The 16581-nt window shown below is 38.5% G+C and carries 13 protein-coding genes; 2 read left to right on the plus strand and 11 right to left on the minus strand.

The window, feature by feature from the left end; genetic code table 11:
* Positions 1–72: 72 nt before the first annotated feature.
* The 5 genes from KW850_RS03260 to KW850_RS03280 form a co-directional block, all read right to left on the minus strand.
* Positions 73–909 (minus strand): carbohydrate ABC transporter permease, encoded by an 837-nt coding sequence (locus KW850_RS03260; RefSeq protein WP_218346138.1) that lies wholly within the window; start codon positions 907–909, stop codon positions 73–75.
* 20 nt (positions 910–929) lie between these two features.
* Positions 930–1799, minus strand: a complete 870-nt coding sequence (locus tag KW850_RS03265; protein WP_218346139.1) for a carbohydrate ABC transporter permease — start codon at positions 1797–1799, stop codon at positions 930–932.
* Between the two features lie 78 nt (positions 1800–1877).
* A complete protein-coding gene (locus KW850_RS03270; RefSeq protein ID WP_218346140.1) occupies positions 1878–3176 on the minus strand; it encodes an ABC transporter substrate-binding protein in 1299 nt (432 codons plus the stop codon).
* A gap of 102 nt (positions 3177–3278) precedes the next feature.
* Positions 3279–4679 carry a 6-phospho-beta-glucosidase gene (locus tag KW850_RS03275; RefSeq protein WP_218346141.1) on the minus strand — a complete coding sequence of 467 codons (1401 nt, stop codon included), beginning with the start codon at positions 4677–4679 and terminating at the stop codon, positions 3279–3281.
* A complete protein-coding gene (locus KW850_RS03280; protein WP_218346142.1) occupies positions 4676–5620 on the minus strand; it encodes a carbohydrate kinase family protein in 945 nt (314 codons plus the stop codon). Before KW850_RS03280 ends, KW850_RS03275 begins: the two co-directional genes overlap by 4 nt.
* A gap of 409 nt (positions 5621–6029) precedes the next feature.
* Here KW850_RS03280 and KW850_RS03285 point away from each other — a divergent pair, with 409 nt between their 5' ends.
* Positions 6030–6761 (plus strand): GntR family transcriptional regulator, encoded by a 732-nt coding sequence (locus tag KW850_RS03285; protein ID WP_218346143.1) that lies wholly within the window; start codon positions 6030–6032, stop codon positions 6759–6761.
* Between the two features lie 25 nt (positions 6762–6786).
* Complete coding sequence (locus KW850_RS34195) at positions 6787–7374, plus strand: YesL family protein (RefSeq protein ID WP_218346144.1); 588 nt, start codon at positions 6787–6789, stop codon at positions 7372–7374.
* Positions 7375–7473: 99 nt separating this feature from the next.
* On the opposite strand, the gene KW850_RS03295 is transcribed toward KW850_RS34195, so the two are convergent.
* The 6 genes from KW850_RS03295 to KW850_RS03320 form a co-directional block, all read right to left on the minus strand.
* Positions 7474–9582, minus strand: coding sequence for a DUF5054 domain-containing protein (locus KW850_RS03295; protein ID WP_218346145.1), 2109 nt, complete (start codon positions 9580–9582; stop codon positions 7474–7476).
* Between the two features lie 97 nt (positions 9583–9679).
* Positions 9680–9904, minus strand: a complete 225-nt coding sequence (locus tag KW850_RS03300; RefSeq protein WP_218346146.1) for an aldo/keto reductase — start codon at positions 9902–9904, stop codon at positions 9680–9682.
* Between the two features lie 47 nt (positions 9905–9951).
* Positions 9952–13062 carry an alpha-mannosidase gene (locus KW850_RS03305; RefSeq protein ID WP_218346147.1) on the minus strand — a complete coding sequence of 1037 codons (3111 nt, stop codon included), beginning with the start codon at positions 13060–13062 and terminating at the stop codon, positions 9952–9954.
* A 24-nt stretch (positions 13063–13086) separates the two neighbouring features.
* Positions 13087–13851: a carbohydrate ABC transporter permease gene (locus tag KW850_RS03310; protein ID WP_218346286.1), complete on the minus strand. Its 765-nt coding sequence runs from the start codon at positions 13849–13851 to the stop codon at positions 13087–13089.
* A 73-nt stretch (positions 13852–13924) separates the two neighbouring features.
* Positions 13925–14845 (minus strand): carbohydrate ABC transporter permease, encoded by a 921-nt coding sequence (locus KW850_RS03315; RefSeq protein ID WP_218346148.1) that lies wholly within the window; start codon positions 14843–14845, stop codon positions 13925–13927.
* A gap of 82 nt (positions 14846–14927) precedes the next feature.
* Positions 14928–16295 carry an ABC transporter substrate-binding protein gene (locus tag KW850_RS03320; protein ID WP_218346149.1) on the minus strand — a complete coding sequence of 456 codons (1368 nt, stop codon included), beginning with the start codon at positions 16293–16295 and terminating at the stop codon, positions 14928–14930.
* Between the last annotated feature and the right edge of the window lie 286 nt (positions 16296–16581).

Below are 16581 nucleotides of genomic sequence, written 5' to 3' on the forward strand. Positions count from 1 at the left end.
TTTCGGTGTTTGGCCAGTGTGGCGACTTTCATTTCCTTCTAGTATCAGAAGGCATGAGTTTTTAACTGCAAGTTACCCCTTGACTGATCCAGAACTTAATCCGCTCACCACTTGCTCTTGAAGAAGAACAAACATCAAAATGCTTGGGATGGTAATCATCGTAAGAGCGGCAAATAACGCAGTATAATCATAACTAAACATGGAGGTAAAATAATTCAACACCAACGGAACGGTTCTATTTTCGTTGCTTGAAGTAAGCGTTAAGGCAAACAAAAATTCGTTCCAACAATTGATAAATTGAATAATCGCGGCTGTTGCAAACCCAGGTCTTGCGATTGGCACCACAATTGAGTAAAACGTACGAAGAAAACTTGCCCCATCAATGTAAGCAGATTCCTCAATTTCATTAGGAATCGTAAGGAAGAAGCTTCGAAGAACAAAAAGGGTAACGGGAATACCAATGGCAGTATATACCAAAACCAACCCTGTCTTTGTATCATAAAGCCCAATAAACTCAACCACACTGTAAATTGATTGCATCATAGATGTAATTGGTATAAACAATGTGATACTCATTACAGCAAGCAATAAATTGATGACCTTTGATTTTACCCTTGCAAAAACATAGGCGGCCATCCCCATAAAAATTAAATTGAATACAGTTGATGCTATAGAAACAATAATGCTATTTCCGTAGTATTGGAAAATCGGTGAAACCTTTATGGCCGTGATATATCCATCAAAACTAAGTGAAGTCGGAAGAGATAATGGTGTAGAAGTTATTTCCTGTGTTGTTTTAAAAGAAGATATTAAGACCCAAAAAATTGGCAGAATTGAGATAAAAACAATTATCACCAAAAAGACGTAGGTCAGTGATTTCCATATAATTTGTTTGGTGCTATCTCGCAAATTTCATCTCTCCTTCACACCTAGACATCCGAGTGTCCAAATTTAAATATTCGAGTTGCAACAAGAATAATGAACAAGCCTAGGAAAATCAACAATGTTCCAATCGCATTTGCGTACCCATAGTTGTTTAACATCATTGCTTCTTTATATAAATAAAGTGGTAAATTTAAATTTGAATCATTGGGACCTCCATTTGTCGTTAAGAAAATTAATTCAAATTCTTTTAACATACTTGTTGTCGCAAGAATAACACTTATCCCTATTACATTTCGCAATAATGGCAAGACAACAAATAGATCCGTTTGAAACCTTGTGGCTCCATCGATTTTTGCTGCTTCATAGAGTGATTGGGGAATGGTTGCAATTTCAGCCATAACAATAATGGTGATAAGAGCAGAAAAAAATAACCAACCGCTTGTTACAGTCCAAAACGATGTAGATGGATCGAAATACCAATTCAGTGAAAAGTCTTCAAAACCGATCATTTTTAAAAAGGAATTGATCATACCCATTTGGGGATTAAATACATATAGTAACAACATGGCTCTCGCGGCTGAGGATATGATGATTGGAATCATGTAGGATGTTCGGACGAACTTCCATCCCAATGGTTTATGTGATAGGACCAATGCAACCAACACACCTAATGCCACATGGAATGAACCCTGTAGCGCCACCCAAATAATCGTATTTTTGAACGCAATCAGAAAAGCTTGATCTGAAAGCAGTGCAATGTAGTTATCAATACCGATAAATTTCATCGGCTGATTTATTTTATAATCGAAAAAAGATGTAAAGATTACATTAACAACCGGATATCCAAACACAAGAAGAAATATGATAACAGCGGGTGTTAGAAAAATAGCATACCAAAGTCGATTGCGTTTCATGCTGCACCTCCTAGTATCATGTAAGTTGAATCGAAGGACGTTACGTCCTTCGATTCATGATAAAGCCTATTTTGTGTATTAATTTTTTTGAGCAGCTTCTGTTAATTTTTGAGCAGCTTCTTTAGGAGTAAGTTGTCCATTTGCCAAGGCTGGATAAATGTTACTTACTTCATTTTGAACATTGTTGTGCCATGTTTTTTGATAATACAAGATTTCATTTTTCGCACTTTCAGTTTGGGTTAAGAAATCTGCTAAAATCGGAAACTTCTGTTTTACATCGTCTGTAATTTCTACTTTAGGAGAATCAGGTAGCTCTCCTTTAAGCAATAGCAATTCCTTTTGATGCTCTGGACTTACAAGAAATTTTAAGAATTCTACAGCAGCATCTGCATGTTTTTTATCTTTCGATAAAACAAAATATCCTTTTTCAGGTGAGTTAAATACAGTGTTTTCAGGGAATAGTGCCACACCAATATGCTTATCTAATCCTTTTTTTGCTTTTTTCGTATCACTGAAATCACCGATCATCCATGGACCGTTAGCAATCATTGCTGTCTCACCATTTAAAAAGTGCATGGCAGCCGTATCATATTTTGCTCCGACCGCATCTTTAGTCGTATATTTTTTTAACATTGTTTGAATTTTTTCTAGAGAATCAACCACGTATGGTTTATTAAAGTCTTTTGGGAAATAGGTGTTCATAAATTCCAATCCCTCTGGACTGTGACTCCCGATCATGGCATTGAACCAAAGAGATGTAAGCCACCCTGTCTCTGCTGTATCCATTGATACTGGCGTGATTCCTGCTTTTTTTAATGTGTCGAATTGACTGAACAATTCATCCCATGTTTGAGCTGGTTGTGTAATTCCTGCTTTTGCAAATAGTTCTTTATTATAGTAGTATTCCATCATTCCTCTAAAGGTAGGAAAACCATACACTTTTCCGTCGAATGTATTCACTTCCAAGGACTTTGGATCGAACTGACTTTTAAATTCCGAATCCGCTTCTAAGTAAGGTGTTAAATCGACCGCTTTTCCTGCTTTGTAGGCAAGATCAAGTAGTCCTAGTGGCGACATTCCAATATCAGGCATATCACCTGACTGCAAAAGCAGCTTCATTTTGTCAACGTAGTTTTGCTCTCCAGCGATTTCTTCAGTAACAACTTTAATTTTACCTTTATGATCGTTATTAAATTTTTCTACTACTTTGTTAAACCATTGAGCATTTGGATCTGTCCCTACATAATAATGAGGAAATTTAATAACAATTTCACCATTTGCTGCTTCGTTATTTGAACTTGTTTTGGAACATGCTGACATGACTATAAGCATAAGACCTAATAGTAGCAATCCAAATCTTTTTAAAGATCTATTCATGTGTTTCTCCCCTTTGATATTGTTATTATTTTTCAAGGAAATTAAACGTGACATAAAAACCATCATACTAATCTATTCTATGCTTTCATTAGAGGAAGTCTTTTAATTGATTAATTCCTGCTTCTCACTATTAAATTGTGGGAGATATTGTTTGTGAACCTCTAAATATTCATCCAATATCGCTTTTGCCACGGTATATGAAGGAACCAAAGGATGTACAGTTAATGCTTTTAGCGCTGTGTCATAATCACCGGTCACTGCTGCCTCGACCGCTAATCTCTCATATGTTTTAACAGGCTTTATTAACGACATCGCTACATCTGGTACTTCGCCAACAGATAATGGAAAATAGCCATTTTCGTTCACTAAACAAGGAACCTCAACCACATCATCATGATGAAGCCCAGCTATTGTACCGTTATTTGGTATGTTCAATGTTAATACTTGCTGCTTGTTATATTTAATGCTTTTGATAATATTTAAAGCAAGACCTTCGTAACCTTCTTCTTCATATGTGATTTCAATTTTTTCTTCTTTCTCATACACATTATGAACATTACCAGAAGTTTCACGTGACATATATGTGTTGTTTCGCTCTTCCATTGTTTGCTTGTAGTCTGCCCAAGCTTTTGCAACATTTCCTGATTTCACATGATCATATAACCGCTCTAAAAGAGGTCTTCCTAGTTTAACAATTTGTTCCCCACGAGTTTCATTTGACTCGTTGATATTTTTTACAGCCTGATCTGTATAATAAAAATAGTATAGATATTCATTTGGAAGCATTCCGATGTTACGTATTAAGTCTGGATCAAAAAAGCTAAAAATATGAGAAGTACGTGAAAGAGACTCATAGTTTTCTAGAATTTCAGGAAGCTTATCTTCGCCGCCTACGATCACCGAAGGCACCCATCCTAAATGATTTAAACCAAAGTAAGTAGCTTGTAGTCTTGTATGAGGTACTCCAAGAAACTTCCCTAATGCATTTTTAATGCCCGCATGAGCATCACAAATTCCAATGACTTTATCATGATGACCATATGTATTGAGGGCTTGAGCAAGAAGCCCTGATGGATTCGTGAAATTCAGGAGCCATGCTTGCGGAGCAACTTCATGAATGATTTTGGTATACTCAATCATAACTGGAATGGTACGCAATGCCATTGCAAATCCGCCAGGTCCAGTTGTTTCTTGACCGATTACTCCATGTTTTAGTGATACACGTTCATCAAGAACTCGAGACTCTTCTTGACCGACCCGAATAGCAGAATAGATAAACTCAGCACCTCTGACAGCCTCTCTGATGTCAGAAGTAAAAGTCAGTTTAAACGAAGCTTTGTGTTGTTCTACAAGATATTTTGAAAGTTCTCCCATCACCAAAAGTCGATTTTCATCATTATCAAATAGTGTCACTTCGCTTAAATGTAGGTCAGGATGTTTAAATAACCCCTGGATTAATTGAGGAGTTCTCATTCCAGCTCCTCCAAGAACTGTTAACTTCATACCAATTCCTCCGTTTCATTTTGTTTGTTGGTATTTAAAAACTCTGCTTCTACTTGGGTCCAATACGGACTTTTAGTCGCTCCGCCTAAACCTTCTACTGAGCATGCACCACAAAAATTCCCTAATCGAACTGCTTCCTCTATTTCATATCCTTTTAAAAGACCGGTTAAAACGCCGGCAGCAAACACATCGCCTGCTCCAGTTGTATCAATAGGATTTTTCTTGAATCCAGGAACTACAACATCTTCCCCTTGTATACCTACCAAAGCTCCTTTTGGTCCAATTTTGATTATGATCAAAGTGTCTTCACACCACTTTTGAAGGGTATGTAGGGCATCTTCGGCAGAAGTATTGCTGGTCATATATAGAGCTTCCTTTAAATTTGGTGTAAAAAAGTCACTATGCTGTATCATTTCTATTAATTTGGGATCCTTTAACCATTTCTCATCCCATCCGATGTCAACCGATACTTTCATTCCTTTTTCTTTTGCTAATTGAATGGAGGATAATGACTTAGGCCCTGCTCCCAAGTGTAGGATGGAAGCATCCACATTCTCAATAATAGAATTCGTGTACTCTTCCAAGTTGAAATCCTTTGTATCATCTTGATAAGAGAGAAATGAACGATCACCACCATAGTTGATGGCAACGGATAGCGTTCGAAGAGGTTGATTCAATTTTTTCATTAGTTTGGTAGATACACCTTCTGATTCAAGGCTGGTTAACACAAACTGACTTAACACGTCATTACCAATAGGGGAAATAATCGCTACTTTGAGGCCTAATCTTGCAAAAGCAACTGCAGTAGTATAGGCTGCACCGCATGTGAACTCAAATGCACCGCAATAAACTTCCTCTCCTGGACTCGGCATTTTTGGTATGGATGAAAATATTACATCTGTGGACACTACTCCTTGAACTAATACATCATATTTTTCCATGTGTCTCTCCTTTCGTGAAGTCTTACTCATAATGTTGTTATTACAACTGTACTCACTTACATTGTTTCATGGTGTGTTCAAAATTTAGAGATATATTAAAATCTTATACTTCTAAGTGAAAACGGTTTCAAATTCAAGTAAAAAATTTTAAGTTGCAGAATTCTTGATGTGAAGTTAATGAACAACTTGTTATGTCATTACTACATCTTATGTTAGTACATGGGCAAAGGAACGTCAATATGAATTTCACTAATTTTCTAAATTCATAACAAAATACAACTAATACCCCTGTATAAAACGTTTTTCACCACTCAGTTGAACTTATCAAAAAAATCTCAACTTTCTTTTTTCGTCAACTTGTTATAACATGATTACAAAAGAAAAGAATTTTAAGGGCGAGTGAAAATATATGAAAAACAAAACTGGAACTGCATTGTATTATTCTATAAAAGAAAAAATTATTGAGCGGATCGATCGAGAAATATATCAAGTAGGAGGGAAACTTCCTAGTGAGACTGCTCTTTGTTTGGAATTTGAAGTTAGCCGGACTACCATTCGTCTAGCTCTTCAACAACTTGAACAAGAAGGACGAATCTACAAATTGCAAGGAAAAGGAACCTTCGTTGCACAACCAAAAATCCAAGAAACGATTACTCAAACGATTAAAAGTTTTTCAGAGCAAATGATGAGTATGGGACTTCAATCTCATTCCGAAGTGTTAAGTATCGAAACGATACCTGCAACTTTATTTCTCGCAAATTCTTTAGACATACAGCCGAACGACCCTGTCTTTAAGCTTGTTCGTTTGCGGTTTGCCGGGCAAAAACCTTATCAGCATTCCACATCCTATGTACCTTGGAAAGTAGCACCTGACTTAATTCATGATGATTGTTCAGGCTCTTTATTCGAATTGCTTAAAACAAAATATAGTTTGAAATTCTTAAAATCTATTGAATCGATCGAGCCTGTAATCCCAACGCTGCAAATTAGTAATTTATTAGGGATTCCTGAGAACACCCCATCCTTCCAATCAGAGTCCCTTACGTATTCAACTGAAATGATCCCAATCGAATATTCAACCACTATTGTTCGAGGGGATTTTGCGAAATTTGTGACGGAGCGCTATTATCAAATCAAGTAATTGGTTAGGGGAAGTGAGGATATTTATGAAAGTGCAGTACGGGAAGTTTTTTACTATTACTGAACGTGTATCAAATCTCTTTTTTTTAAATCTACTTTGGATTGTAGCATGTTTACCACTCTTCACTATAATCCCTTCTACAGCTGCTATGTTCGGTGTTTTTAGAGAATGGGTGACTAAAAAGGAAACGAGTATTTTTCGACTCTTCTTTCAAAAATTCAAAGAAAATTTTAAGCAAAGCATGGTTCTTGAGCTTGCTTGGTTATTTTATTTAGGCATTGCATATGCCAATCTTAGCATTCTTGATAATTTCAATGGCATGTTTCGTACGGTTATTTTATCAATTTTAATTACCATAGGTTTCTTGCTTGTTATTATGTCAATTTATATGGTCACAATAATGGTGCATTATAATCTCTCCATACAAACATTGTGGAAGAATTCGTTCCTATTATCCTTAACCTGCTTTCCGTCAACTTTCATTATTATTATGATCGTATGCATAATGGCAACAATCACCTATTTCCTACCCATCGTTCTGACTTTTGTTTTTAGCGTCACAGCTTATTTACTCTTTTTACTTTGTTTTCGAACGATTAGAATATCTGACTAAATTTTATAAAAGTGAATCGACTGGAATAAGGTTATAGAAAATTCTTTACCCAGATAAAAAGTGTAAAGGCCCATACCTTGGGCCTTTACACTTTTATAACTAATGTGATTTCAATTTCAATGTAAATCTGCTTTTTCCATCTTCTTCATACCACATTGGGAAGTTGGTTCCCCAAATATTGTTGTAGAGATTAAAGTGAAATCCACCTTCTAATGAAGCAAAAGTATTGTCAAACTGTAGTAGTCTTTTTTCACCTGGTGAGACTAGAGGAGAATCTTTTGTCTCGATTACCGCTTCTCCTTCTGCCCCATAATAATATAGACCTGAAGCAACAGAATGAAGGTTTCGATTGCCGTTTTTCACAACTTCTAGTGGAGATATTTGTTCACCCAGCTTATCCAGTCTCCATATATTTGGATTATCAACTTGCAAGGCAAACGAAAACCACATTGCTTCTGGCAGGCGGTTTGCTTCCTTATCGAACCAATTAAGCTCAATATCTATTTGTTCATTGTTCTTAGAAAACTTGTATTCTATCGTAACCTCTTTTGGAGATCCAAATGATTCTACTGCATGTTTCGGCATACTTAAATGGACGATTACATCATCACTTGCTTTTGTTTCAATTTTGCTTAATGAAAGGATAGAAGGTTGATAGATTTCATGTTTCGGTCTTGGATTGACGAGTTCTATCCCCGGTTTTCCCTGGTCCGCATCAGACCACTGATAGGTTTGACTAGTGTTCTCAACATATTCGTCGAACCATCGATAATAATTTTCTACTCCAAATGACTCGTAAACAAAAACGCCAATCCGGTTTTGTCTGTTCGTCCACTCTTTTCCGTTTCCGTTAACTAAACTAGATATGGAGCCATCCTCTGCAAATTGTACTGTAAACCCTCCAAGAGAATAAGACTTGTTCGTTTCTAATGTCTCACTACCCGGTTCCCGCTTTTGTGCCTCTAATGATCCGAATGCAGCAAAAACTTCCTTTTGGAGATTAGCAGATAAGGCAGCAACAGCTTTTTGAATATATCCACGCTGTTCCTTCCAGGAATTTTCGAATAGTTGATAGGTTCCACTTTTCCGTGATTCAGAAAAAACCTGCTCTGATAAACGGTCAAACTCATCCATGGCAAATGAACCTATATAACTATATTTATCTGGAACCGAATCTTCAGCAATCTCATTTCTTTCTCTAGCATTTTGAAAATCTTGCTTTGAATAATTTTTATAATCATTGAGGTGTTTTTTCTCATCTAATCCCCATGTATGTTCTGGAACTAAAAGCAGCCAATCAGAAAACTGTGTATACTCTTCACTATTTACTTCTAACTTACCTTCAGAAACCCACTTATTTCGGAGTCTAAGTAATTCCCGGTATTGAGCTACCTTCTTAGGATCTGTAGCCACTCCATGTATCCAGGAATCACCAATTTCTTCATGGACTACAGGAAAATTGTGTTTAAAGTCCTGTATCTTTGCAGCAAATGCATCCATAGTAGATGCTCTTATGGCAGCGTTAGGAAATCTTTCCTGTAAACTGGCAAACTCTGCTTTAATATCATCAATTGACGGTGGCCCGCAATTATCTCCGGTATGCGCAAACACCATTACCTCATGTAGGTCATCTAGTTTAAGAACATCACCATAATTGTCCGCATAGTTAACGATAATTTCAGAACCATCTTGCCCCTTCCATACAAATATCGATGGAACGGAAGGAACTTTTGAGGCTGGGTTCACTCCTATATGCAAATATTTAATTCCATTACTTGCCAAATAGGGAATCACTGCTTTTGTATGACCAGGTACGTCCGTCATTTTTGCAGTGGAAGTCTGTTTTCCATATTGAGAATCTAATCGTTTTGCAATCGATAGACCATATTGAAATAGCTCAGCATCCATTAATTCCGTATGTGTTGTAAATGGAAGTCCATGCCATGTGATAAATCCTTTTTGAATCGCAGCTTCCATTTTTCGTTTCTCTTCATTATTTGCTTGTCTCAAATACTCCTGAATAAGCCACGAGCCTGTCGTCCATACAAAACCTATTGAAGAATCTTCTTTCTCAAGGCTGTCTGCTAGTTCAATGGCCTTGGGTATGTATGACTTAATATATTGTTCAGTCACATTCTCTGCTAAATCGGTAAAGCCGATATCCAGATGTGTTTTAAAGATGACATGAACCACTTCAATCTCTTTCATGTTACTATTCGCCACCTTATGTAAGACTCTATGCGTTTACTATTTCCGACATTTTTATGAGATTCGTTAGGCTAAGTTCTAAGCTTTATGTCTCATCTTATTTCGCTCCTCCTATTTTCGATTCACATAAGTTGAGCAGGTCCATTTCTTCAGAAGTTAACAATATTTCCGACCCCTTGAGCGAAGACAATAACTCCTCTACTTTTTCAGGACTAATAATCGCAGCCGTTGGATAATGCTGGTTCAGCACATAAGCGAGGGCAATTTCAATGGCGCTAGCTCCCTTTTCTTCTGCTAGCTTTTGGGCCCAATTTAAAACCACGAACCAGCATGCAAAAAGGGGAGAATTCTCCCCTTTTTACCTCTATCCTATTTTAACTTAACGATAAATGTCTTAAGTTCGTATGGTTTAATGTCAAACGTAAAGGCCTCATTTCCTCGGACTTCGGAAATGCTCCTTTCCATTAAATCGCATTCCTGCCAGGAATCAATATGGAAATCACTTGTTACTTCGACAGTTCCTCTTGCACCAGCAAACTCATGCAACCGGATAATGAGATGGTCACCATTTTCTGCTTTTTTAACAGCGTCGACCATCACATTCGGAGCAGTCACGTTGAAAAGCGAAACGCTTTCTGTTTGGCCTTCTGCGTAGGTTAATGGATTATTGAGCTCCCAGGCATGCCGTACAGTATTTCCTTCATACCAGCTTCCAGTATGGGGAAGCAAGGAATACGTAAACAAATGTTCACCTTGGTCTGCTTCTATATCCGGATAAGTAGCCGATTTTAATAGGGTAAGGCGCATGACATTATCCTTAATGTCATGTCCGTATTTGCAATCGTTCAATAAGCTCACACCATAATCTCTTTCAGAGAGATCCGCCCACTGATGACCAACTGTTTCAAACCGAGCGTAATCCCAGCTTGTATTCCAATGAGTTGGACGTTTTACATTTCCATACTGAATATCGTATGTCGCCTCTGTTGCCCGAATTTCTACAGGGAATGCTACCTTCAACAGTTGGTTTTGATCATGCCAATCAATCTTTGTTTCAAAATCGATACGCGGATTGTTCGCATACAAGGTCATTTTCTGATTGATGACCGAGTTTGAATAGGCCCATGTAAACTCAACTACACATTGAATTGGACCATTTTCAATGACTTTCGTTCCCTTTAAAGTCGAGATCTCTTTCATCTTTTCTTGATAATAAAGATCGATATCCCATGCATCATATTGCATCGGTTTATCCTCAAACACCTGGAATACATTCCCACGTGCATTTGGAGCTAAAACTTCCCTTTTATTTTTCCTGTCATATAGTCTCGTCAGCTGACCTTTATCATTCCATGAAATCTCATAATAGTTGGAAGAAACACTATTTCCAGAAACACTGAAAGGTGAAGCTGTTTCATTCATTCCCTGTTCATAATAAACGGAGCTTTTTCCGAGGGAAGGAACTTCATCAACCTTGACTAGCCATTCTCCATCAGCCGTTTGCTGGGCTTCCAATACCTCTCCTGTCTCTTTCTTCCACACTAATTCTCCAGTCGTGTTCGTGTTGATTTTAACGGTATCATTTCGTTTCCACGAAGAGGAATTATAAATCGTATACAATTGCTGGCCATGATTTACGGCTAAAGACTGTGAAGCCTCCTTCCAGGCATTAGCCGCAAGCTCATACGCTTCAGCATATTCCAGTTTGCTGTCTTCATAAACCTCGCGAATGGATGATCCCGGAATGATGTCGTGGAATTGATTGCGCAGCACGATCTTCCAACTTTCATCCAAATTTTGTACAGGATAAACTGACCATGAACCTGAAAGTACACTATTTAATGTATTCAGCCATTCTGTTTCACGGAGAAGCAGCTCCATTTTACGGTTCATCCGTTTATTATACGCCTGAGATGTATAGGTCCCGCGGTGATACTCCAGATAGAGTTCTCCATCCCACGTGTGAACATATTGATCGGTATTGTCTACAGTCTCATGCAAGCGTTTAAAAAATTCATCCGCTCTGCCTGTCTTAACAGCTGGTAAACCCGGCATCTTATCTAATTTTCTTCTCATCTCTAACATTTCACGATTTACGCCACCGCCGCCATCTCCATAACCATAGGAAATGAGCAGCTCCTGGTTCACAGCTTTATCGCGATACGCTTCCCAAACCCCTTTTACCGAACGGGGAGTAATCTGTCCGTTGTATGTATAGAACCAGCTGTCATCCTCAGGGGTAGTGATAAAATGAGTTAAAATCTCTGTTCCATCGATCCCTCTCCATTTAAAGGTATCATGCGGCATTCTATTAAACTGGCTCCAGCTAATTTTTGTAGTCATAAAGGTTTTAATGCCGGATTTCACTAAAATTTGCGGAAGTGCCCAGCTATATCCAAAAACATCTGGAAGCCACAAATATTCGCATTCCTTCCCAAAGTTTTCGCGGTAGAATTTAGTACCGAGTAACAATTGACGGACAAGTGATTCACCCGATGTCAGATTGCAGTCTGCTTCCAGCCACATTCCACCTTCTGTTTCCCAGCGGCCTTCTTGAACTCTTCTATCAATTTGTTTAAAAATCTCCGGGTAATCTTTTTTAATATAATCATATAATTGAGGCTGTGTTTGTAAAAAAACGTAATCTGGGTATTGCTCCATTAAACGAAGAACGGTAGAAAAAGAGCGCGCTGCTTTTTCCCTAGTATGTTTCAGCCTCCATAACCAGGCCACATCGATGTGAGTGTGTCCGATGGCCGTTACGGTAACAGGATAATTTTTCGGAATTCGCTCTATTTCTTCATTTAACATCGTTTGTGCTTGATAAAGGGAATCATAGAAACCTTCTGAACCAGGAACAGACCAATCGATCTTCAGGAAAGCCCTGTCTAAGGCTTTTAATAGTGTTTGCCTTTCAGGCTGATTTTCCTGTAGATACTCGATTGTCGCTAGTGCAGCCCTAGCTGTGTAATACAGATCATCTACCTTTTCATCCAGACAGGCGATAAAGGCCGTTTTCAACTGGTGTTCCTGCAGAGTTGGCTTACCTCCGCCTTCGAGCCCTGACCACAGCCGGAAGCACATTTCAATGGTCGTCCCTGCCAGACTTCTATCTAAAAATACCTCTTGATGGTTCATGTCTACGCCCTGATAGGGCTCCCCGTTTACATACAGCAGTGACTCAAACCCCGAATTATGACCGCCGCCTGTTTTTCCAAAATCAAATACACCGACAATTTTTTGTTGTTCCCAATTTTCAGGAATTGGGATGAGTGTTTTAAGCCAAATGTACTTATCGCGTCCTTCCCACCTTTCCCGTACATTCATTGTTCTCCATGACCCGTCTTCGGGAGGCCTTTGCGAAACCTTGCCTTCTTCATCATCTTGAGCTTGTAATGATGCCACTGGCTGAATATTTCTATAACGATATGAATCTAGTTCCTCTATCCGTCTTTCCAACTTTTCAATAGTCCAAAACATATCAAACGCTCCTCTAAATAATGATTATCCTTTGGAGGCTCCACCTAGGCTGAAGCCTTGGGACATAAATCGCTGTGAAAACATATACAAAATGACTGAAGGCATCGTATAAATCAGTGAGAAAGCGGCAAGCTTTCCGTATTCGATCATTCCAAAATTACCAAAAAATTGAAAAATCGTCACGGAAGCAGGAAATTTATCCGGGGTTTGGATTAAGATGTACGGCACGAAAAAGTTCCCCCAACTTCCGGAAAAGGTAAAGATGGCGACCGTGCAAATGCCAGGAATCATTAATGGGGCAACCACTTTCCTTAATCCTGCCCAGACGGATGCACCATCGATCCACGCAGACTCTTCCAATTCCAATGGAACAGAATCCATAAAATTTTTCATCATCCAAATCGCATATGGCAGCCCGGATGCAGTCAAAAACAAAATGGTCCCGATGAGAGAATCCTGCATATTAATATAAATAAAGAGTTGATAGACAGGCACCATTACCGCAGTAATCGGCAAAGCGGTCATAAACAAAATGGTATACATAAAGGGCTTTTTAAATTTCAAGGCATAACGTGAAAGTGGATATGCTGCCATAACGGCAACAACTACAACCAGCACTGCCTGCCCTAAAGAAATAAACAGCCCGATTCCAAAGGAACGAAGATTGGCAGGATCCGTCAAGATTGAAGTAAAGTTGTTTACCGTAAAGGAGCTGGGCATTTTCAAAGCTTGCTGGGCATTTGGATCGAAGGATGCAAATAAAACCCACAAAAGCGGTAATAGAAACATGATTCCAAGAACTGTTAAAATAATGTATGGAACCAGTTTTTCAGTTTTATAACGGTTCACAGTAACTCCTCCCTTAAAGATTGACCTTCATGGAACGGATATAAATCAAGCTTGCACCGATACCGATGACGAGCAGGATTAGTGAAATCGCCGTTCCATAGCCAAGTTGGTAATTGACAAATGCCTGGTTGTACATAAAAATAGGAAGAGTTTGTGTTGATGTTCCAGGCCCTCCGCCTGTCATAGAAAAAATTAAGGTAAAAACACCTAATGTTTGCAGGGTTACCAGAACCATATTGGTAACGATTGATCCTTTAACCATTGGCAGTACAATGCGGAACATGACTTGAAAACGAGAAGCTCCATCCATCATAGCTGCCTCTTCCACACTTTTCGGAACATCATCCAAGGCTGCTTGGAAAACGAGCATCGAAAAGGCGGTTCCGTGCCAAATATTCGCAACGACTACGCTAACCATCGGAAAAGTGTATAACCACGTGACCGGCTTTAAGCCTATATGCTGTAAAATCAAATTTAAGGTTCCGTTATCACTTAAGAATGCTACCCAACAAAAGGCTACCACGATTTCAGGGGTTACCCAGCCGGCAAGAACAATGATGCCGATGATCCGGCGAAACGTTTTGTTTTTCTCCTTCATGAGGACAGCCAAAATGAACCCTAAAACCTGCTGGCCAATAACGGCAGAAAAAAGCAAGAACACGATGGTTTTTACAACACTGATTCGGAAGTCGGGGTCTTCAAACATGGATAAAAAGTTTTGAAATCCTATAAACTGAACATTCTTAGCCTCAGTTCCTGTTAACGCAAGATTCGTAAAAGCAAAATAAAAAGTTAGTAATATAGGTCCGACAAAAAAGACAAGCAATAGGATCCATGCTGGCAATAAGAAGAGAATCGATTTTACAAGAGTATGATCCTTTCTCGTATTCTCTTTTATGGTGACTGTTGGTGATACAACCGTATTTGTATTCATTTCACACCCCGTCCTGTTATTTTTAAAATAAGGTTACCTTTTATAAACTACAAAAAGGTAACCTTTTTCTTCTGGAGGTTTACTATTTTTCAATCACATTGTCTTGACCGACAATTTTTGTAACATTTTTCTGATATTCCTTTGCAGCCTGCTCTGGAGTTATTTTCTCTGTTACAACGTCCTCGACAAGTGATTGAATTTGTGTTGATACAGTTGGATATTTATCAACTGCAGGACGGAATTGAGCAAATTTCAAAAATTCAGTTGCTTCCTTAAACATCGGAATTTCCTGATACGACTTCTCTTGTGCAACATCATCACGCGTTGTCAAATTTCTTTCTTTCGTGAGGAGTGAAAGAGTGTGTTCTTTACTTGAAGCAAATTTAATAAATTCCCACGCTTTATCTTTATGGTGTGAATTGTTTGGAATAGAGAGCGCCCATCCACCTGACATCGTAATGGTTCCAGGAGCTTCACCTTTTTGGGTCGGCATCGGTGCAAATCCTAACGTCTTAAAAGCTTCAGGCCAAGGTGCGGAACCCGACTCACCCCAGTTACCAGTCTGCCAGATTCCGTCGAGTCCGATGGCAAGCTTTCCTTTAGGCATTAATTGCTGATAGGCCACGGCACCGGCCTGTCCATTTAATACTTGAGAAAGATTTGGACCAAGCTTTTCCTTATAAATCGTATCTATAAATTTGAAGGTATCCGTAAGTCCTTGGCTTTTCACAATCCATTTTTTCGAATCGGTATCATAAAGTGGAGTTTTCGTACCATAAAGCAACATTTCAAATGTTTGCATCGATGTTCCTTCCCCTGTTGCTTTGCCGGAGTTCATCCAAAACGGTGTCACATCAGGCAGCTTTTCTTTTATGGTTCTTGCGGCTTGTAGGATTTCATCCCATGACTTAGGCTCCCAAGGAACAGGAAGTCCCGCTTTCGTGAATAGATCCTTGTTGTACCAAAGCCCCCGAGAGTCAGTGTTATAAGGCACCCCATAAATCTTTCCGTCCTGAGCCATAACACCCTTCTTGACATTTTCGGTATAATTGCTCCAATCACTCCAGTCCTTGACCTTATCATCAAGCGGTGTCAAATAACCAGCACTCGCATCTGAATTCACCATAAAGGTATCCTCTGTTACGATGTCAGGTGCTGTATTTTTGGATTTCAGCATTAAGGCAATTTTTGCAAAATAATCCCCTTCTGAAACATTTAGTGGTGACAGTTGAACATCTACTTTTGGGTTGTCCTTTTCAAATTGAGGTATAATTTCTTTATTGAGCCAATCTGTAAACCCTTTGTTTGATCCTCCACCAGATCGATATGTAATTTTAATGACCTCTTTATTACTGCCATTTGTCGAAGCGCTTTGATTCGAACATGCTGCACTCAACAAAACGCTGCCGGCAATAAGGGAAACAGCGGCAATTCTCTTATACTTTTTCATTTTCATAAACCTCCCACCCATTCTCCAATTTATTTTTTTAAAAAAAGAAAACGATTACAAATTGAATTTTTAAAAAAGGATGATACCACTGCTTGGATTACTTTTATTTCCTTCCCCCTTTAATTATCCAATTTGATATGTTGATAGCATAATTGATATATTTGCTATATGTCAATTTATTGATTGAATATTTATTATATTCAATCAATAAATGATATAAAAGTACTATGTCCTGGTAATATCCTCCCGATTTTTTTTATTATCTTTTGGACCTTTAACCTAATTG

This window comes from Bacillus sp. sid0103 (assembly GCF_019219025.1).